Consider the following 19,561-nt stretch of genomic DNA (forward strand, 5'->3'; position numbering starts at 1 on the left):
CACACACATGCGAGCAGTCACGTGGCAGGGCAGGCGAAAGGTGTCCGTGGACACGGTGCCCGATCCGGCGATCAAGGAGCCCACCGACGCGATCATCCGAGTGACCAGCACGAACATCTGCGGTTCGGATCTGCACCTGTATGAGGTGCTCGGAGCGTTCATGACGCCGGGCGACATCCTCGGCCACGAAGCGATGGGCGTCGTCGAAGAAGTAGGCCGCGAGGTCGACACCCTGGCCGTCGGAGACCGCGTCGTGATTCCGTTCAACATCTCCTGCGGCAGCTGCTTCATGTGCGACCACGGACTGCAGAGCCAATGCGAGACGACGCAGAATCGCGACCAGGGCACCGGCGCTGCGCTGTTCGGCTATTCCAAGTTGTACGGCGAGGTGGCCGGCGGCCAGGCGGAGTATCTGCGGGTGCCGCAGGCGCAGTACACCCACATCAAGGTGCCGCAGGACGGGCCGGACGAGCGGTACGTGTACCTGTCGGACGTGCTGCCCACCGCGTGGCAGGCCGTGGAGTACGCCGACGTCCCCGACGGTGGCACGCTCGTCGTGCTCGGTCTCGGACCGATCGGTTCGATGGCGTGCCGGATCGCCGCGCACCGCAAGAGTTGCCGGGTGATCGGAGTGGACCTGGTCGAGGAGCGACTGGACCGCGCCCGCGAATACTGCACGGACGTCATCGATTTGCGAAAAGAGGACGTGCACGACGTGGTGCTGAGCCACACCGACGGCCGCGGCGCCGACTCGGTGATCGACGCGGTCGGGATGGAAGCTCACGGCTCGCCCATCGCCGAGACCATGCAGACCGCCGCCGGCTTCCTTCCTTCACCGGTTGGTCGCGTGGTGATGAAGCAGGCAGGGGTCGACCGCCTGGCCGCACTGAACTCCGCGATCGCGTTGGTGCGCAGGGGCGGCACCATCTCGCTGTCAGGCGTCTACGGCGGAGCGGCAGACCCGATCAACATGATGTCGTTGTTCGACAAACAGATTCAGTTGCGGATGGGCCAGGCCAACGTCAAGAAGTGGGTGCCCGACATCATGCCGCTGCTGACCGCCGAGGATCCGCTGGGAGTCGAGCAGTTCGCCACTCACCGACTGCCGCTGACGGCTGCACCAGACGCCTACGAGACGTTCCAGAAGAAGCAGGACGGCATGGTCAAGGTGGTACTCACGCCGTAAACGGGTACTCCGCCGATCATGGATCAATCCGAAGCGCCGATCCTTGATGCCCTTGTCGGCTACCGCAAGAGCAACCGGTACGGATACACCCCACCGGGACATCGGCAGGGTCGCGGCGTCGACGACCGCGTGCTGGCCGTGCTCGGCCACGAACCCTTTCGGGACGACCTGCTCGCCAGTGGCGGCCTCGATGACCGCAGAACGAGCAACAAGTATCTGAAGCGCGCCGAAGACCTGATGGCCGAGGCGGTCGGCGCCGACGTCGCATGGTTCTCGACGTGCGGCAGTTCACTGTCGGTGAAGGCGGCGATGATGGCGGTGGCGGGTGGCGACGGCAGTCTGCTGGTCCCCCGCGACAGCCACAAGTCGATCGTCGCGGGGCTGATCTTCTCCGGCGTGCAGGCGCGGTGGGTGACTCCGCAGTGGGACGCCGAACGCCACATCTCCCACCCGCCGTCGCCGCAGGACTACCGCGAAGTCTGGGACCGGTACCCCGACGCGGCAGGCGCGTTGGTGGTCAGCCCCAGCCCGTACGGCACCTGTGCCGATTTGGAGGGCATTGCGAAGGTGTGCCACGAGCGCGGTAAACCGCTGATCGTCGACGAGGCATGGGGCGCACATCTGCCGTTCCATGAGGACCTGCCGACATGGGCGATGGACGCGGGCGCCGACGTGTGTGTGGTCAGCGTCCACAAGATGGGCGCCGGGTTCGAGCAGGGGTCGGTGTTCCATCTGCAGGGTGACCTGGTGGACCAGGATCGGTTGTCGGCGTGCGCTGACCTGCTGATGACCACCAGCCCCAACGTCATGGTGTACGCGGCGATGGACGGCTGGCGGCGACAGATGGTCGAGCACGGCCGCCAATTACTCGGCGACACACTGGAATTGGTGCGAGGGCTGCGTGACGACATCGAGTTGATTCCCGACGTCGAGGTGCTCGACGACGAGCTCCTCGGCCACGAGGCGTCCCACGACCTCGACCGGCTTCAGATCCTGATGGACGTTTCGGCGACGGGAACGTCTGGTTATCAGGCCGCCGACTGGCTGCGCGAGCACAAGCAGATCGACGTGGGCATGAGCGATCACCGGCGGATCCTGGCGACCATCACGTTCGCCGACGACAAGGCCACCGGCGAGCGACTGCTCGATGCGCTGTGGGGTTGGCGAAAGGCGGCCAACGACTTCGACTCGCCGCCGCCGATGCGACTGCCGTCGCCGCGGGGGATCGAACTCGAGAACGTCCAACTGCCGCGGGACGCGTTCTTCGGCAAGGTCGAAGAAGTGCCGGCGGAGAAGGCCAGCGGCCGCATCTCGGCCGAGCAGATCACCCCGTACCCGCCTGGTATCCCGGCCGTGGTGCCGGGCGAACGGCTCAACGACGCCGTGATCGACTACCTGCGCTCCGGGCTCGACGCCGGGATGAACGTCCCCGACGCCGCCGACCCGACATTGAAGACGTTCAAAGTCGCGGTTACCTGATACCCCTGGTTTCGACTGGGGAGCTTCTGGCAACATTACTCACGAGTCAGTTCGTCCGACGACAGTCAGCGGTGGGGATGGCAATGACGTATTCGACGGGGTATTCGACCAGTTCAGAGCACTTTTCTGTGCTTGCTCAAGGCACTGAGGGCGGGGGTGCGGCACTCGACCAAGTGATCGGCATGTCGGTGGTCGCGCTGGTGGTCACGGCAGGTCTGCTGTGGATCGGGTACCTGCACCGGCAGCGCCGCATCACGTGGCTCAACAGCCTCGCGGAGTGGGCGGCCGGCAAGTTCAAGCGTCCGCCGTGGGTGGCACTGCCGATGGCGTTGTTCATCGCGACGCTGATCTGCGCGTTGTTCGGGTTCATCTGGGATGTCAGCCTGCACATCGGTAAGGGCCGCGACCCGGGTCCGCTGGCCAACCCCGCGCACTACTTCATCCTGTTCGGGCTGTTCCTGTTGTTCATCGCCGGATGCATGGCGTGCGTGCTGCCGTACGAGAAGCCGGGCCCATCGGCCGTCCGCATCACCAGAGATTGGTATGCCCCTGTCGGCGGCATCCTGATGGCCGGTTGCGGCCTGTACGCGTTGCTCGGTTTCCCCCTCGACGACATCTGGCACCGCATCTTCGGCCAGGACGTGACGCTGTGGGGACCGACCCACCTGATGATGATCGGCGGCGCCGGCTTCTCGACGCTGTCAGCGATTCTGCTCAACCATGAGGGTCTGCGGGCCATGGGCGATGATGCGCCGACGGGCGGCATCGGCATCAAGTTCGTCCAGTACCTCGGGTTCGGCGGCATCATCGTCGGTTTGTCGGTTTATCAGATCGAATTCGATTTCGGCGTACCGCAATTCCGCCAGGTGTTCCAGCCGATGCTCATCGCTGCCGCGGGCGCGTTCGCGTTGGTGGCTGCCCGCATCATGTTGGGTCGCGGCGCAGCGATCATCGCGGCTCTGTTGGCGATCGTGCTTCGCGGCGGGGTTGCACTCGTTGTCGGCCCGATTCTCGGCGCGCCGATCAACTGGTTTGCGCTGTATCTCGGATCGGCGATCGTCGTCGAATTGGTCGGCCTGACACCGCTATACAAGCGGCCCGTGGTGTTCGGCGCCGTGAGCGGCCTTGCCGTGGCCACCGTCGGGCTCTGGCTCGAATCGTTGTGGATCGACACTGTCTACTACTTCCCCTGGCCCACCAGCATCTGGCCCGAAGCATTGGCCATGGCCATCCCCGTCGCCATACTGACCGGTTGCTGCGGTGCGATGTTCGGTCTGGTGGTCTCCTCGCAACGGCTGCCTTCGCGTGCGATCAGCATCGGTCTGGTGGTGCTGACCATCCTGGCCATCGGCGGGGCGACAGCCAATGGGCTGCGCTATAACGTCCCCCAAAACGTCACGGCCACGGTCACTCTCACCGAAGCCCCGGCCAGCCCCGGCCAGCGGATGGTGAACGTCGATGCGCGGATCAATCCGCCGAACTTCATCAGCGAGAACCCCAACTGGGTAGCGATACTCGCTTGGCAAGGTCATCTGAACAACGAGCGGGGCCGGGTGATCAACAACCTCGAGAAACTCGGCCCCGGCCACTACCGCAGCACCGAGCCCGTGCCGGTTTGGGGCACCTGGAAGACGTTGCTGCGCCTGCACGACGGAAACACGTTGACCGCAGTGCCGATCTACCTCGCGGGCGATCCCGGCATCGGCGCCAAAGAAGTTCCTGCCGACGCCACGTTCACCCGGCCGTTCGTTGCCGAGGTCACGATCCTGCAGCGTGAGCGCAACCCCGAGACCCCGGCGGTGCTGTGGACCATCGGCTGCCTGACTGTGCTGTTCTGCACGCTCGTCATGCTGGGTGGACTCAGTTGGGGCGCAGGGCGAATCAACCGCAGCGAGGCCTCGGGCAGCAAGGCCGAGCTTCAACCGACGGCGCAGGCGTGACGGGACAACCGCACGTCGAGATACTGGCCCACCACGGGTTGCTGCTCGCGATACCGGCGTTCGCACCGGCGATAGCTGTCGCGGGCGTGGTGATATATGTGGCGGTGCGCGACCGCCGCAAAGGCGAGGACCCTCAACGTGAGAGTTCGGACGCCTCGGGCCAAGATGGTTCACCGTGACAACATCCAGGACCCTTGTGATCATCACCGCCGCCGCGCTCATCACCGCCGGATGCGGCGGTTCGAACAGCTCGAACAGCGCGTCGAACAGCACTTCGGCCAGCCAGCCGTCGACCGTCAGTCCCTCGGACATGTCGAACGAGCAGGCGCCCCCGGCCCGGCTCGAAATCGATGTCGACATCAAGGGCGGTAACGTCACGCCGACCAATCAACAACTGCAGGCGGCCGTCAAGGAGCAGATCGTCGTGCGCGTCAACAGCGACGCCGCCGATGAGTTGCACGTGCACTCCACGCCCGAGCACAGCTTCAACGTCGAGGCCAAGCCGATGCAGATCTTCCAGTTCACCGTCGACGTGCCCGGCAAGGTCGACGTGGAGCTGCACAAGCTGAACAAGACCGTCGCGACCATCACGGTGCAGTGACAACTGATCGGTCGACCGAGTTACTGGCCCACGGCCTCGGCGGCTCGACCGATCTGCCAATCCCGTTGAGCTACGCGCTCATTGGCGGGGCATGGGCGCTGACGTTCACGTTCGCGGTCGTTGCGCTGGCATGGCGACGGCCTCGGTTCGACCCCGACAAACAGGGCCGTGCGCTGCCGCGCTGGGTGACAGCGCTCGTCGACGCGCGAGTGACCCGATGGGCTGTCGGGATCGCGGCGCTGTTGTTCGCAGGGTGGGTGGCGATCGCGGGCTGGTTCGGCCCGCAGGATGCGACGAACCCGTTGCCCGGCGTGTTCTACGTGTTGCTATGGGTCGGGCTGGTGACGCTGTCGTTGGCCGTTGGACCGGTGTGGCGGGTGATCTCCCCGGTGCGCACCGTGCACCGGTTGCTGGGCCAGCGGTCAGTGGGGTTGCGCTATCCGGAGCGGGCGGGTTACTGGCCTGCGGCGGCCGGCCTGTTTGCGTTCGTCTGGCTCGAGCTCGCCAGCCCTGACCCGGGATCCCTTGGCGCCATCAAGATTTGGCTGATCGCCTATCTGGCCGTGACGCTGTCCGGCGCGCTGCTCTGCGGGCAGCGCTGGTGTGCGCGCGCCGACCCGTTCGAGGTGTACAGCGTGGTGGCGTCGCGGCTGTCGCTGTTTCGCCGCAACGACGACGGCCGCATTGCAATCGGCAACCCGTTCGACCACCTGCCGTCGCTGCCGGTGCGGGCCGGCACTCTCGCGGTGCTCGCCGTGCTGCTGGGATCGACTGCGTTCGACAGCTTTTCGGCGTCTCCGCAGTGGCGGGGCTTCGTCGACGGCCACACCGACTCTGCCGCGACGGCGACGCTGATGAAGACCGCGGGCCTGCTGGTCTTCGCTGGCGTGGTGGCGGGCACGTTCTGGCTCGCTGCGCGCGCGACCGGCGGCGTCGACGCGGCGCGCCGTCGCGAATTGCCCGGCCTGATGGCGCATTCGCTGATCCCGATCGTCATCGGCTATGTGTTCGCGCACTACCTGACCTACCTCGTCGAGCGCGGACAACAGACGATCATCCTGCTGCTCGGCCTGCACGACGTACAGGCGAATTATGTGCTTTCCATGCATCCTTCGGTGCTGGCGACCATCAAGGTCTGCTGTGTGGTCGCAGGACACATCGCGGCGGTGATCGCCGCGCACGACAGGGCGTTGCGCATCCTGCCCGCAGGCCATCAGCTGACCGGACAGCTGGCGATGATGCTGGTGATGGTCGGGTACACCTTCACCGGGCTCTATCTGCTGTTCGGCGGGTAGGGTGACGGCCGTGCGCGCGCTGATCATCGTCGACGTTCAGAACGACTTTTCCGAAGGTGGCTCGCTGGCCGTCGTCGGCGCGGCAGCGGTAGCGGGCCGAATCAGTGAGTTCCTTGCCAGCGGGCCCGACTACGCGCACGTCGTGGCCACCAAGGATTTCCACATCGACCCCGGTGAGCACTTCTCCGAGAGCCCGGACTACGCGACATCGTGGCCGCGCCACTGCGTGGTCGGAACGCCCGGCGCCGACTTTCATCCCGAACTCGACACCCGCGCGGTGGAAGCCGTCTTCACAAAGGGCAACTACGCGGCGGCGTACAGCGGCTTCGAAGGCACCGACGCCGACGGCACGCGACTGGCCGACTGGCTACGGCGGCGGGGCGTCGAGCAGGTGGACATCGCCGGCGTTGCGACGGACTATTGCGTGCGTGCCACTGCGGCAGACGCCGTGGCGGCCGGGTTTTCCACGCGGGTGCTGCTCGACCTCACCGCGGGCGTCGCACCGGACACCACCGCCAAGGCAGTGAAGGAACTGCGAGCGGTCGGCGTCGAAGTCGCCTAACGGGTCGGGTCGCGCGGGACACCGGTCCACCGCGGCGGGCGACGGTCCAGGTGCGCACGCACGCCCTCCTTCGCGTCGTCGTGATCCATCAGCGCCAGGTGAACGGCGGTCTCGCGAGCGCCGACGGTCTCACGGTCGAGGTCGAACGAATCCCACAGCAGCCGCTTGCTGGCGGCCACCGACATCGGGGCGGTGTTCTGCGCGATGTCGTTGGCGAGGTCAAGCGCGGCGGGCAGCACGTCGGCGGCATCGAGCACGCGACTGCCGAGCCCCAACTGCACCGCCCGGTGACCGTCGAAAGTTGCTCCCGTCAACAGGATTTCGGCGGCGTTGGCGATGCCGACCAGCCGCGGCAACACCCAGTGCGAGTAGGCGTCGCCGACGACGCCGCGCCGCACCTGCACGACGCCGTAGCGCGCGTCGGCGGCGAAGAACCGGATGTCGCACTGCAGCGCCAGCGTCAGGCCCAGCCCGATCGCATGACCGTTGACCGCGGCGATCACCGGCTTGGACAGCGACCATGCCGGCACCTCGATGCCCGCCGCGCTGAAACCCGGCCCTGGTTCGGCGAAGGTTCGCTCACCGGCAGCGAGGTCGGCGCCCGCGCAGAACGCAGGCGGTGTTCCGGTCAACACGATCACTCGCACGGCGTCGTCGGCATCGCAGGCGCGGTAGGCGTCGCACAGCTCGTCGCGCATCCCGTCGCCGATCGCGTTGCGTTGCTGTGGCCTATTCAGCGTGATCGTGGCCACGCCGCGGTCGAGGTTGAACAGCAAAGTTCGGTACCCGGGCAGGTTGGTATGGCGGGACATTGGGTACCTCCGTTGGGCGAGATCGGGTCACCGGTGACCCGTATTGTCGCTCTGGTCCGTCTGTCGTCCCGTCTGTATCCGTCTGGAGCGTGCACTTTGCCCCCCGCCACCCCGAATGCCGAGCAGGTCGCGGCGCAGCCGCTGGAAATCTGGCCAGGTAAGGCGTACCCGCTGGGCGCCACCTACGACGGCTCCGGAACGAACTTCGCGGTGTTCAGCGAGGCCGCCGAAAAGATCGAACTGTGCCTGTTCGACAACGGCGACGAGACGCGTATCGCGCTGCCTGAGGTCGACGGTTTCGTGTGGCACGGCTTCGTCCCGAACATCGAGCCCGGCCAGCGCTACGGCTACCGCGTACACGGTCCGTACGACCCCGCCGCCGGGCAGCGCTGCAACCCGAACAAGTTGCTGATCGACCCGTATGCGAAGGCCATCGACGGCACCTTCGACTGGAATCAGTCGCTGTTCAGCTACAACTTCGGCGATCCCGAGAGCCGCAACGATGAGGACTCCGCGGCCAGCGTGCCGAAGTGTGTGGTGATCAATCCCTACTTCGACTGGGGGGTGGATCGTCCGCCCGGCCACGAGTACGCCGACACCGTCATCTACGAGGCCCATGTCAAAGGCCTCACCCAGACACACCCGGATATTCCCGAGAACATCCGCGGCACGTATGCGGCCGTCGCGCACCCGGTGATCATCGAGCATCTGAAAGCATTGGGCGTCAACGCAATCGAGTTGATGCCGGTGCACCATTTCGCCAATGACTCGACGCTCGTCGACAAGGGGCTGTCGAATTACTGGGGCTACAACACCATCGGATTCTTGGCCCCGGACTCGAAATACAGTTCAAGCCCCAATCCCGGCGGCCAGGTGCAGGAGTTCAAGGCGATGGTGCGGGCCCTGCACGAGGCCGACATCGAGGTGATTCTCGACGTGGTGTACAACCACACCGCCGAGGGCAACCACATGGGTCCGACGCTGTCGATGCGCGGTATCGACAACGCCGCGTATTACCGACTGGTCGACGATGACAAGCGGTACTACATGGACTACACCGGCACCGGCAACAGCCTCAACGTCGGCCACCCGCACGCATTGCAGTTGATCATGGATTCGCTGCGCTATTGGGTGACCGAGATGCACGTCGACGGCTTCCGGTTCGACCTCGCCGCAACCCTGGCGCGCGAGTTCTACGATGTCGACCGGCTGTCAGCGTTTTTTGAACTCGTGCAACAGGATCCGACGGTCAGCCAGGTCAAACTGATCGCCGAACCGTGGGACGTCGGCCCAGGCGGCTATCAGGTCGGCAACTTCCCGCCGCAGTGGACGGAATGGAACGGCAAGTACCGCGACACCGTGCGAGACTACTGGCGCGGCGAACCGGCCACCCTCGACGAGTTCGCCTACCGTCTCACCGGATCCGCCGACCTCTACGAGCACACCGGCCGCCGCCCCGTCGCCTCGATCAACTTCGTCATAGCCCACGATGGGTTCACGCTGCGGGACCTGGTGTCCTACAACGAGAAGCACAACGAGGCCAACGGCGAAGACAACAACGACGGTGAAAGCCACAACCGCTCGTGGAACTGCGGGGCGGAAGGGCCGACCGACGACAAGGAGATCAACGCGCTGCGTGCCCGCCAGCAGCGGAATTTCCTTGCCACCCTTCTGCTTTCCCAAGGCGTACCGATGCTGGCACACGGCGATGAACTCGGCCGCACTCAGCAGGGCAACAACAACGTCTACTGCCAGGACAACGAGCTGTCGTGGATCGACTGGTCAAATGCCGACACCGAGCTGGTCGAGTTCACCAAGACCGTGTCGGCGCTACGCACCGCGCATCCGGTTTTCCGCAGGCGACGGTTCTTCAGCGGTAAGCCAGTAGGGCGCCGAGGGGCCGCGGGACTGCCCGACATCGCGTGGTTCGCACCCGACGGCTCAGAGATGACCGAAGAGGATTGGGATTCCGGCTTCGCCAAGTCGGTCGCGGTGTATCTGAACGGTCAAGGTATCCCCGACCTCGACGTGCGCGGTCAACGCGTCACCGACGACTCGTTCGTGCTGTTCTTCAACGCCCACTACGAGCCGATCGAATTCTCTTTGCCTGCAGACGAATTCGGGTCCGCCTGGGTGCCGGTGATCTACACCGCCGACACGTCCACGGCCGACGAAGCCAAACCGGTGACTGCGAACGCCAAGGTGTCGGTCGACGCCAGGGCGCTGATGGTACTTCGGGCGGCGACGGACTAGCTCACTCGACGATCGGGAACAATGAATCGCCGTCCTCGGGGCTTCCGCTGATCTGACCCTCTTCGGTGCCGTGGTCCGCGGGGTCGATGCGGTCCATCGCCACTCCCTCATCCGTCGGTTGCGCCAGCGGTTCGGGTTCCTCGGCGGCGAGCTTCTCATCGAGCGATTCACCGTCGGGTTCCTCGGCGATGTGGTCGGCCGCGGCCCAGTCTTCGGGCGGGTCGACGACCTCGTCGCCATCGTCGTTGCGGACGTCGTCTGCGTCGAGCGCCTCGGCGGGGCGCAGCGTGTCGTCCACTCCGCCTGTGTCGTTGGGTGATTCGGGGAATTCGGGGTCTGCGCTATCCACGGTTGACCGGTTGCCCACTCGTGCGATCACTAAACGCGCAGGCGGATCACTCGACGACGTCGTAGAACGACTCCCCATCCTCGGGCGTGCCGTCGATCTGGCCGTATTCGCGACCGTGCTGTTCGGTGTCCATGCGGTCGATTTCGTCATTGCTGACCAAGGTCAGGCCACCGCCCGCGTCGGAATCATGCGCGTCGCGCGGCGCGTCGTCCTCTTCGTCCTCGCCGTCGTTGTCGGGTATCTCCTCGGCGAGTCGCTCATCGAGCGTTTCGTTGTCCTTGGCCTCAATCCACTCATCGGGTGGGTCGACGACCTCGTCGCCGTCGTCATTGCGGATCTCGTCGGAGTCGAGTTGCTCCTCGGGCTCCAAGGGATTGTCGTCGAAGGCGTCACTGGCCATGGGCCCCATGTTGCCCGACGCAGCGATGCACTGAAAGGGCGGGCGGCGTTCGAAAGTGTTGCGCGGCAGGCCGCTTGCAAACCGAGATGACGCGTCCATACCAGGCCGTATGGTACGGTAGGGCGCTGCAGCAACCGTGGCCGCCGCCTTGGCTCTCGGGATTTCTCGAAGATCTCGTTGATGCCACCGGCCGGGCGGGCCGGGACTAGTAGGAGCCGAAGAGCGGCGGCGCCCTACCTGGCGGTCACGGTTGCCAGCACCCCTGCTGAACGCAATTTTCCCCGGTGTCAACAGCGGCAGCGGTCGATCGCCGTATGCTGCCCCACATGGCGCCGCCGCGCGATTCCGGCCGTCGGCTCACGGCCGACGACTGGATCGACGCCGGATTTGCTGTGCTGGCTGACGGCGGTCCGAACGCACTGCGGATTGATCGGCTGTGCGAGCGGTTGAATGTCACAAAAGGCAGCTTCTACTGGCATTTCGCCGACTTCTCGGCATATCGCGGGGCGCTGATCGAGGCGTGGGGCAGCCTGCACGACCGCAGCCGGAGGCACTTCGAGCACATGCCCGACGTCGAGCCACGCGAACGCCTGACGGCGATGATTCAGACCTGGCTCGCCCCCCAGCACTGGCAACTGGAGCGGGCAATGCGGATATGGGCGTTGACCGACGACGCTGTGCTGGCCAGTGTCCAACACAGCGACGCACGCGTGCTGCGCGCGATCAGGCAGGCCTTTGTCGACTGCGACTTCGCTCCCGAGGATGCCGCATTGCGCGCCTTGGTGGCGTTCTCTGCGGGTGTCGGGATGCTGCACTCGACGGATGCGGCCCCTGCCGCACCGCCGGAGCTTCAGGACGCTTTCCTGGATTTCATGCTGCGGTCCTAGCTTTTGGCCGTCGGCTGCAGCCCCGTCTTCTTGTCGAGGTACTGCAGCAGGTCGTGTGCCGCGAGCTCGACGTCTTTGTGTCGCCATTCCGATGCGCGATACACGCACGCGATCAGGCCGGTGCGGTGGATTCTGCGAAAATCCCCGTACACGAACGCATATCGCGCCTTCGTCTCGTCGTTTGCGCCCTCGGTCAACCCGAGATGCCATTCGGCGTACTCGTCCCAGGAATGCGACTTCAGGTAATCGTTCTGCGCATCTGCCCGTGGCTGCACCTCGCCCCAGTCACTGTCGAGCACGTACTGGCGACCATCGATGAGCGAGCGCGCCTTGACCACCGCGGCTTCGTTGAGCGAATAAGAGGCCATGGACTCGATTGTCCGCCCTGCGGAGCAGGCGTCCATGGCCGACACTGATCCGCATGTTCTCACTGGCGGGTAAATCGGTTCTGGTCACCGGCGGTAGCAAGGGAATCGGCCGCGGTATCGCGTCGGTATTCGCAGCGGCGGGCGCGCACGTCGCGATCGCGGCGCGCTCACGTGCCGACCTCGATTCGGCGGTCGCCGCCCTCGACGGCCTCGGCGCAGGCAAGGTCCTCGGCGTCACAGTGGACGTGTCCGACCCCGATTCCTGTGCCGCGATGGCAGCCGACGCGGTAGAGGCGTTGGGTGGGCTGGACGTGTTGTGCGCCAACGCGGGAATCTTCCCGGATGCTCCTCTGCAGTCGATGACCCCCGCCCAGCTCGCCGAGGTGCTCGACGTCAACGTGAAGGGCACTGTCTACAGCGTGCAGGCCTGCCTCGATGCGCTGATCGCATCGGGCCGCGGCCGGGTGGTGCTGACGTCGTCGATCACCGGGCCGATCACCGGTCTGCCCGGCTGGTCGCACTACGGCGCCTCCAAGGCTGCGCAACTGGGATTCATGCGTTCTGCGGCCATCGAACTGGCCCCGCACAAGATCACCGTGAACGCCGTGCTGCCCGGCAACATCCTCACCGAAGGCCTCGCTGATCTCGGCGACGACTACCTCGCGGGCATGGCGCGTGCGATTCCCGCGGGCGCGCTCGGCACACCGGAAGACATCGGCTACACGGCGGCGTTTCTCGCCAGCGACGAAGCCGGCTACATCACGGGCCAGGCAATCACCGTCGACGGCGGCCAGGTGCTTCCGGAGTCGCCGGACGCCGTCACGCCCTAGCGGGGCAGTCGCTCGTGGGCGGTGGCCAGAATCTCGTCGATGCGCGCCGTGTCCTGCAGCGGCGCGGCGGCCGCCTCCTTGACGAACTGAGCGGCCAACTCGCGCAGTTTGACGTTCGTCTGTTGTGAGCGCTGGGCCAGCATGGCGAACGCCTTCTCGGCGGTCACCCCATGGGCCAGCATCAGCATGCCGATGGCCTGGTTGATGGTGGCCCTGCGCGCAGCGATCGTCGCGACCACCTCGTCGAGCGAGCGCCGCACGTCGGCGTCGAAGTCTTCGGTGACATCGACGTAGAAGCCCGTCGTGCCGATGACCTCGCCGCCGCCGTCGGTCCACCGGTCGCCGACCACGACGACCACGTGGATGTTGCCCGCTGTGTCGATGATGCGATGCCTGCTGGAGAACGGGATGCCGAGGCGCCGAACCTGATCGATCAGCTGTGCCACCGTCGGCTTGTCGTCCGGATGCTTGTGCGACAGCACGAGTTCGGTCGTCGGGGTGACGGTCCCAGGTTCGTAGCCGTGCATCGCGGCCACCTCGTCGGACCACTCCCAGCGGTCCTCCTGGGCGTGGTATCTGAAACTTCCCGCTGCCGGCCACCCCGGCGGCGATTGCTCCGCGTCGATGCTGCCTCCCCTTTCGCCTGACTGGAGTATGTCAATTCCCGGCCGCCGTGAAAATGGCTCTGTTACAGAGGTACCATCGGGACGGTGGACACCCGCACCGATCTGATCGCCCAGCTGTTCAATGTCGTGGGCCGGTACCGGCGGCAACTGCGCCGGTCGACGGGCAGCGGGTTCGACACCACCGGGGTGACCGAGTCGCAGGCGGAGATGCTGCGCTTGGTCGGCCGCCAACCGGGTATCTCCGTTCGGGAGGCGGCCACCGAGCTGGCACTGGTGCCCAACACCGCCTCGACGCTGGTGTCCAAACTGGCCGCCGAGGGGTTGCTGATTCGCAGTGTCGACGCCGACGACCGCAGGGTGGGCCGACTACGGCTCACCGAGCCTGCACAGCGCATCGCCGACGAGTCCCGCGCCGCGCGCCGCGCTGCGCTGTCGCAGGTGCTCGATGAGCTGGATCCCGAGCAGCTGGACAGCCTCGAGCGCGGATTGGAGGTACTGGCCGAGATGACCCGCATGCTGCACGAGAGGCAACCATGACACTCGCGATCGACTGCGCGGACCTGACCCACCGCTACGGCAGTTTCACCGCCGTCGACGACCTCAGCCTGCAGGTGCGCTGCGGTGAAACGGTAGGCCTGCTCGGACCCAACGGCGCAGGCAAGACCACGGTCGTGCGGGTGCTGACCACGCTGACGCCCGTGCAGAGTGGAAGGGTGCGCATCTTCGGTCTCGAATCGCGCAGGCACACGATGGACATCCGACACAACATCGGCTATGTCCCGCAACAACTTTCGATCGAGTCGGCGTTGACGGGCAGGCAGAACGTCGAGTTGTTCGCACGGCTGTACGACGTGCCTCGGCGTGAGCGAACCGACCGCGTCGACGAGGCACTTGGTGCGATGCAGCTGCTCGATGTCGCCGACGGCCTTGCCAGCACCTACTCCGGCGGCATGGTGCGCAGGCTCGAGCTGGCCCAAGCGTTGGTCAACCGGCCGTCGCTGCTGATTCTCGACGAGCCGACAGTCGGCCTGGATCCCATTGCGCGCGACAGTGTTTGGGCTCAGGTGGGCCGCATGCAGCAGGAGTACGGCATGACAGTGCTGCTGACCACTCACTACATGGCCGAGGCCGACGAATTGTGTGACCGGGTGGCGCTGATGCACCACGGCCGCCTGCAGGCGGTGGGGTCGCCGGCCGAGTTGAAACGGACGGTGGGAGAGGACGCCACACTCGAAGATGTCTTCCGGCACTACGCGGGCTCGGATCTGGGCGAGGACACGTCCCAGGCCGGATTGCGCGCGGTGCGCAACAGCAGAAGGACGGCGCGCCGTGTCAGTTGAGCAGAACCTGGAAGGCTCAGGGGTTCGGATCGTCCGCGCGCCTCACGGATGGCGACGCGTCCGCGGAATGGCCATGCGGATGGGCGCTTTCGCGATTGTCGAATTGCAGAAATTGCGACACGACCACACCGAATTGCTCACCAGGATGGTCCAGCCGGCGCTGTGGCTGTTGATCTTCGGGCAGACGTTTTCCCGGCTGCGCGTCATCGACACCGGCCACGTGCCGTACCTGGCGTTCCTGGCGCCGGGCATCATCGCGCAGTCGGCGCTGTTCATTTCGATCTTCTACGGCATCCAGATCATCTGGGACCGCGATGCGGGCATCCTCGCGAAGTTGATGGTGACGCCTGCCCCGTCGTCGGCGCTGATCACCGGCAAGTCGTTCGCCGCGGGCGTGCGGTCGGTGGTGCAAGTCATCGGCGTGGTCGCGCTGGCATATCTGCTCGGCGTGCACATGACCGTCAACCCCCTGAAAATCCTTGGCGCAATGGGTGTTGTGATGCTCGGCGCGGCGTTTTTCGCGTGCCTGTCGATGACGCTGGCCGGGCTGGTGCAGAACAGGGACCGGCTGATGGGCATCGGCCAGGCCATCACGATGCCGTTGTTCTTTGCGTCCAACGCGCTCTACCCGGTCGACGTGATGCCGCAATGGCTGCGCTGGCTGTCGGCGGTCAACCCGCTCAGTTATGAGGTCAACGCGCTGCGCGGACTGCTGATCGGCACGCCCACCAACGGCTGGCTCGACGTCGCGGTGCTGGTGGTTGCCGCCGTCGCAGGCATTGCGATGGCGTCGGCGTTGTTGCGCCGGCTGGTCCGCTAGGTCACTTGGGCACCGACAGGTTGTACACCGTCGCGTCGCCAACCAACGTCGAGCCGAACGTGGCCGCGACCCACTTCGTGATGTCGGCGTGACCGCGGTTGTTGCCCCAGCCCGGTCCGTGGCCGTGGTCGTTCACGACGACGTAGTACGCCACCTTGTGTTGCGCCACATCGTTCTTGAACTCGTCCAGCGTCGGCGCGGGGTCACTGCCCGAGAAGCCGCCGATCGCCATCACCGCTGTGTCCGTTGACAATTCAAGACTCGCGGCGCTCGACGACCGACTGATCGCAGCCGACCATTCGGTATCGGTGGCCCTCAGCATCGCGTCGAGGGCGGGGTTGTCCTTGTTCTGTCCGAAGCCGAAGTGCCCCTGGCGAGAGGCGTCGACAGGCCCGACTGACGGTCCGCCGCCTTCATGTGGCTGTCCGACAGTGACAATGGCATACACGGCGGGGCCGGCGAGCGCAGCGGCCAGTCCGGCGCCCAATGCGGCCACCGGGAAGCGCCGGAAAAGCCACGCCACCACCGCGACCACCGCCACCGCGAGGACGGTCCAGCGCAGACCGGGCAGCCAGCTTGCATTCCGGCCGAGGAGCCACCAACCCCATATGCCCGTCCCGCCCAGCAGCGCCGCCAAACCGATTCGGTACAACCACTTTTCGCGGCGCTGCCACATTTCGTGCACACCGATGGCGAACATCGCGGCCACTGGAGGTGCAATCGACAGACAGTAATAGGCATGGATCGCGCCGTTCATGAAGCTCAGCACCAGTCCGTCGACGATCAGCCAGCCGCCGAAAAGAATCGCCGCCGCGCGGGTCAGATCCGTCCGCGGAGCACGCCCGCGGGACAACATGACAAGAACGGTCGCCAACAGCGCCGCGGGTACCAGCCAGCCGATCTCGAACCCGAATTCGCCACTGAACAGTCGCGCCAACCCATGCGACTGGTTGCCGAACCCGAAGCCGCCGTGTCCGCCGGTGTGCAACTGCGCCCCCGCGGAGGTACCGACGACGTTGTCGGGCGTACCGAAGCCCATGTGGTTCTTGCCGAGTACCCGCGCAAAACCGTTGTAGCCCAACACCAGGTTCATGAAGTTGTTGTCGGTCGAGCCCGCGATGTACGGCCGCGAGGAAGCCGGCCACAACAACGTCAGCACCACGAACCAGCCCGCGGACAGGACGAACGCGACGGCGGCCACCCCGACGTGTCGAAGCCTGGCACGCAGTGTCGTCGGCGCCGCGATCAGATAGGCAGCGGCCAGAGCCGGGGCCACCATCAGTCCTTCCAGCATCTTGGCCAGAAACGCGAATCCCAGTGCCACCGCAGCCAACGCCAACCATCTCGAGCTGGCCAATTGCAGCGCGCGCACGGTGCAGTACGCCGCGGCGGTCATCAGCAGCACCATCACCGCGTCGGGGTTGTTGAACCGAAACATCAACGCCGCCACCGGAGTCAAGGCCAGCACTGCACCCGCAAGCAGCCCGGTGCGCGGTCCGCTGATGCGCTGCACAGCGCCGTACAGCAGCGCGACGGAAGCAACCGCCATCAACGCCTGGGGGACCATCATGCTCGCGCTGCTGAAGCCGAATAGCTGGCCGGACAGCCCCATCACCCATTGCGAGACGGGCGGCTTGTCGACGGTGATGAAGTTGTGTGGATCGAGCGAGCCGAAGAGCAGCGCTTCCCAATTCTTCGAACCCGCTTGCGCCGCAGCGGCATAGAACTGATTGCCCATCCCGTTGATCGTGATGTTCCACAGGTACATCACCGCTGTGGCGACCAGCAGCACGGCCAGGCCCACCCGGTCCCACGTGATCGCGGTCATCCGGGTGGGCCCTGGCCGGTCTGCGTCGGCGGGCGGTGCTGGCGTCTGTAGCGTGGAAGTCACACCAGCCAGTGAGGCATCGCTAGGTTGCGTGAACCTGTGAGGACCCGGCGAGACTGCTGCGGGTTGCGCGCAGTGCATCGGTCAGCGTCCATACCGAAATGCCAAGCAGCGCGACGTCCTTGAACAAGAATCCGGTGGTCAGCGACGGCGCGGGATAGCTGATTGAGTCGTCGAAGGCGCCTGGCGTGGTGAACAGGAAGCTGATGGTCGCAACGAACAGCAGGACGGCGAGTGCGCTGCCGAACGCCGACGCCTTCGGCCACCACGGCTTGACGGCGATCAGCACCGCCGCGGCCAGTTCGAACACGCCCAGCAGGACCGAGAACGTATACACCGAGAAGATGCCGTACAGCCAGCTCATGAAGGGACTCTCGGAGACGAGCGGCTCAATGCCTTTTGCCTCGAATTCCGTGAACTTCAGCAGCCCGAAGGCGCCGATCACGATGACCAGGCCGTAGCGGGCGGCCAGGCCGCCGATCTCGTCGTATCGAATCTTGTTGAGTGTCATACCCGGTCGTGGTGCGCCGGGCTCCGACCGTTACGCCGTCCGATAGAGCGCACCGAGGGTGGCCGACGCCCATGCGCTCAGGGTCCAGAAAATCGTGCCGGAGTAGCGGTATTGCCTGCCGCCGATGATCATCATGCTTTGCCGGTCATCAACGCCTTGATCCGGTCCTACCCGGGCCCGATCCACGCGCCGGCGCAGATCACGCGATAATTGACGTCCGGCATAATTGCCATGCTGCGCCCGAGAATCATTTGTCGTGTGGTTTTGTTACTTTCAGCGGGGAAATACCGATACATCAGTTGATGTCATTTCGGTGCCCGAGATAAGGGGAATTCGTTGCGTATCTTGCTCAAGGCCGCAGGCGCGCTGGCGGCGGTCGTGCTGCTTTCGCTGTCCCTGACGAACATGCTGTCCCCGGGTTCGAGGCCGCAGAACTACCCGGTGCGCGAGACCGCGGCCGTCGGGTCCCTCGGTTTCGCGGATTCGTGGCTGTGGTTTTTGTCGCCCGATGACGTCAACCGGCAGCTGGACCTGATGGTCTCGACGGGCGTGCACAACGCCCGCATCCTGATGCCCTGGGCTGCCATCCAGCCCGCCCCCGACGCGTACGACTGGGGGCAGGCCGACACGATCATCAACGCCGCCAACGCCAGAGGTATCGCGGTCGTCGGGCTGCTCAACTCGACCCCCGGCTGGGCCACCGGAGGCGGACCGGCCATCTCGAGCCCGCCCGCTGACCCGGCAACATTCGCCAGCTTCGCGGGCACCGTCGCGAGCCACTTCGCGGGCCGGATTGCTGCGTACGAGGTCTGGAACGAGGAGAACGCTGTCCAGTTCTGGAACGCCGGACCGGCCGGACCGCAGCCCGACCGATACGCCGACATGCTGAAGGCCGCCTATCCCGCGATCAAGGGCGGCGATCCTGGTGCGACTGTCGTCATGGGCGGACTCAGCCCCACCATCAACTTCTTCTCGATCACCAAGAACCCGGTCGACTACCTGAACAACGTCTACGCGGCGGGCGGCGGCGGGTCCTTCGATGCCGTCGCGTTCCACCCGTATCTGTTCACCAGCAACACCGACGCGAGGTTCTCGACCGGCAAGGTCAACTCGCCGCGCAGTCTGTACGACGGCCTCCGCGGGGCGATGAACGCCAACGGCGACGGTGGAAAGCAGATCTGGGCGACCGAGTTCGGCGAGGCGACGTCGAAGGTGGACGAAGCCACCCAGGCCGCGTGGATCCAGGACTTCATCACCACCTGGCGCGGACTGCCCGGCGCAGGCCCGGCGTTCGTGTACACCACTCGCGACCGCAACACCGGCAACGGCAACGCCCAGGACAACTACGGGGTGTACCGCACCGACTGGTCGCCCAAGCCGGCGGCGGATGTGATCAAGGGTCTTGCCTGACCCG

Annotated in this window: 21 protein-coding genes; 14 read left to right on the plus strand and 7 right to left on the minus strand. The window is 65.7% G+C overall.

What is annotated here, in order from left to right; genetic code table 11:
- Positions 1-7 precede the first annotated feature (7 nt).
- The 7 genes from J3E61_RS08345 (at position 8) to J3E61_RS08375 (ending at position 7,063) form a co-directional block, all read left to right on the plus strand.
- Positions 8-1,186 carry an alcohol dehydrogenase catalytic domain-containing protein gene (locus tag J3E61_RS08345; protein ID WP_192724757.1) on the plus strand — a complete coding sequence of 393 codons (1,179 nt, stop codon included), beginning with the start codon at positions 8-10 and terminating at the stop codon, positions 1,184-1,186.
- Positions 1,187-1,204: 18 nt separating this feature from the next.
- A complete protein-coding gene (locus tag J3E61_RS08350; protein ID WP_210083243.1) occupies positions 1,205-2,665 on the plus strand; it encodes an ornithine decarboxylase in 1,461 nt (486 codons plus the stop codon).
- 83 nt (positions 2,666-2,748) lie between these two features.
- The gene (locus tag J3E61_RS08355; RefSeq protein WP_192724759.1) at positions 2,749-4,605 is read left to right on the plus strand and encodes a hypothetical protein; all 1,857 of its coding nucleotides are present in this window, start codon (positions 2,749-2,751) and stop codon (positions 4,603-4,605) included.
- Complete coding sequence (locus J3E61_RS08360) at positions 4,602-4,784, plus strand: hypothetical protein (RefSeq protein ID WP_192724760.1); 183 nt, start codon at positions 4,602-4,604, stop codon at positions 4,782-4,784. The genes J3E61_RS08355 and J3E61_RS08360 overlap by 4 nt, the downstream gene beginning before the upstream one ends.
- Entirely contained in the window at positions 4,781-5,206 is a 426-nt protein-coding gene (locus J3E61_RS08365) for a hypothetical protein (protein ID WP_192724761.1), read from the plus strand. Before J3E61_RS08360 ends, J3E61_RS08365 begins: the two co-directional genes overlap by 4 nt.
- Entirely contained in the window at positions 5,203-6,501 is a 1,299-nt protein-coding gene (locus J3E61_RS08370; RefSeq protein ID WP_210083244.1) for a hypothetical protein, read from the plus strand. The genes J3E61_RS08365 and J3E61_RS08370 overlap by 4 nt, the downstream gene beginning before the upstream one ends.
- A gap of 10 nt (positions 6,502-6,511) precedes the next feature.
- The gene (locus J3E61_RS08375; RefSeq protein ID WP_192724763.1) at positions 6,512-7,063 is read left to right on the plus strand and encodes an isochorismatase family protein; all 552 of its coding nucleotides are present in this window, start codon (positions 6,512-6,514) and stop codon (positions 7,061-7,063) included.
- On the opposite strand, the gene J3E61_RS08380 is transcribed toward J3E61_RS08375, so the two are convergent.
- On the minus strand, positions 7,060-7,875 hold the full coding sequence (locus J3E61_RS08380) for an enoyl-CoA hydratase/isomerase family protein (protein WP_192724764.1): 816 nt from the start codon (positions 7,873-7,875) through the stop codon (positions 7,060-7,062). The genes J3E61_RS08375 and J3E61_RS08380 overlap by 4 nt on opposite strands.
- Positions 7,876-8,016: 141 nt before the next feature.
- Here J3E61_RS08380 and glgX point away from each other — a divergent pair, with 141 nt between their 5' ends.
- Positions 8,017-10,128, plus strand: a complete 2,112-nt coding sequence (gene glgX / locus J3E61_RS08385) for a glycogen debranching protein GlgX (RefSeq protein ID WP_210085480.1) — start codon at positions 8,017-8,019, stop codon at positions 10,126-10,128.
- Position 10,129: 1 nt separating this feature from the next.
- On the opposite strand, the gene J3E61_RS08390 is transcribed toward glgX, so the two are convergent.
- Together J3E61_RS08390 and J3E61_RS08395 are read right to left on the minus strand one after the other, a co-directional pair.
- The gene (locus J3E61_RS08390; RefSeq protein ID WP_210083245.1) at positions 10,130-10,477 is read right to left on the minus strand and encodes a hypothetical protein; all 348 of its coding nucleotides are present in this window, start codon (positions 10,475-10,477) and stop codon (positions 10,130-10,132) included.
- A 46-nt stretch (positions 10,478-10,523) separates the two neighbouring features.
- Positions 10,524-10,877, minus strand: a complete 354-nt coding sequence (locus J3E61_RS08395; protein ID WP_192724766.1) for a hypothetical protein — start codon at positions 10,875-10,877, stop codon at positions 10,524-10,526.
- Positions 10,878-11,191: 314 nt separating this feature from the next.
- Here J3E61_RS08395 and J3E61_RS08400 point away from each other — a divergent pair, with 314 nt between their 5' ends.
- Positions 11,192-11,764 (plus strand): TetR/AcrR family transcriptional regulator, encoded by a 573-nt coding sequence (locus J3E61_RS08400; RefSeq protein ID WP_210085481.1) that lies wholly within the window; start codon positions 11,192-11,194, stop codon positions 11,762-11,764.
- Here the strand turns inward: J3E61_RS08400 and J3E61_RS08405 are convergent.
- Entirely contained in the window at positions 11,761-12,132 is a 372-nt protein-coding gene (locus tag J3E61_RS08405; protein WP_210083246.1) for a hypothetical protein, read from the minus strand. The genes J3E61_RS08400 and J3E61_RS08405 overlap by 4 nt on opposite strands.
- Positions 12,133-12,185: 53 nt before the next feature.
- Between J3E61_RS08405 and fabG the strand changes: the two genes are divergently transcribed.
- The gene (gene fabG, locus J3E61_RS08410) at positions 12,186-12,962 is read left to right on the plus strand and encodes a 3-oxoacyl-ACP reductase FabG (protein WP_192724769.1); all 777 of its coding nucleotides are present in this window, start codon (positions 12,186-12,188) and stop codon (positions 12,960-12,962) included.
- On the opposite strand, the gene J3E61_RS08415 is transcribed toward fabG, so the two are convergent.
- On the minus strand, positions 12,959-13,588 hold the full coding sequence (locus tag J3E61_RS08415) for an ANTAR domain-containing protein (protein WP_192725245.1): 630 nt from the start codon (positions 13,586-13,588) through the stop codon (positions 12,959-12,961). The genes fabG and J3E61_RS08415 overlap by 4 nt on opposite strands.
- Positions 13,589-13,663: 75 nt before the next feature.
- On the opposite strand from J3E61_RS08415, the gene J3E61_RS08420 reads away from it, so the two are divergent.
- The 3 genes from J3E61_RS08420 (at position 13,664) to J3E61_RS08430 (ending at position 15,748) form a co-directional block, all read left to right on the plus strand.
- Positions 13,664-14,125 carry a MarR family transcriptional regulator gene (locus J3E61_RS08420; protein WP_210085482.1) on the plus strand — a complete coding sequence of 154 codons (462 nt, stop codon included), beginning with the start codon at positions 13,664-13,666 and terminating at the stop codon, positions 14,123-14,125.
- Positions 14,122-14,928: an ATP-binding cassette domain-containing protein gene (locus J3E61_RS08425; protein WP_210083247.1), complete on the plus strand. Its 807-nt coding sequence runs from the start codon at positions 14,122-14,124 to the stop codon at positions 14,926-14,928. The genes J3E61_RS08420 and J3E61_RS08425 overlap by 4 nt, the downstream gene beginning before the upstream one ends.
- Positions 14,929-14,995: 67 nt before the next feature.
- A complete protein-coding gene (locus tag J3E61_RS08430; RefSeq protein WP_192725247.1) occupies positions 14,996-15,748 on the plus strand; it encodes an ABC transporter permease in 753 nt (250 codons plus the stop codon).
- A gap of 1 nt (position 15,749) precedes the next feature.
- Here J3E61_RS08430 and J3E61_RS08435 read toward each other — a convergent pair whose 3' ends face one another.
- Positions 15,750-17,576: a glycosyltransferase family 39 protein gene (locus tag J3E61_RS08435; RefSeq protein ID WP_210085483.1), complete on the minus strand. Its 1,827-nt coding sequence runs from the start codon at positions 17,574-17,576 to the stop codon at positions 15,750-15,752.
- A gap of 82 nt (positions 17,577-17,658) precedes the next feature.
- Entirely contained in the window at positions 17,659-18,147 is a 489-nt protein-coding gene (locus tag J3E61_RS08440) for a DUF417 family protein (protein WP_210083248.1), read from the minus strand.
- 336 nt (positions 18,148-18,483) lie between these two features.
- Here J3E61_RS08440 and J3E61_RS08445 point away from each other — a divergent pair, with 336 nt between their 5' ends.
- On the plus strand, positions 18,484-19,557 hold the full coding sequence (locus J3E61_RS08445) for a cellulase family glycosylhydrolase (RefSeq protein ID WP_192724772.1): 1,074 nt from the start codon (positions 18,484-18,486) through the stop codon (positions 19,555-19,557).
- Positions 19,558-19,561: the final 4 nt, after the last annotated feature.

The sequence above is a fragment of the Mycobacterium sp. OAE908 genome (assembly GCF_017872775.1).
Classification (GTDB): Bacteria; Actinomycetota; Actinomycetes; order Mycobacteriales; family Mycobacteriaceae; genus Mycobacterium.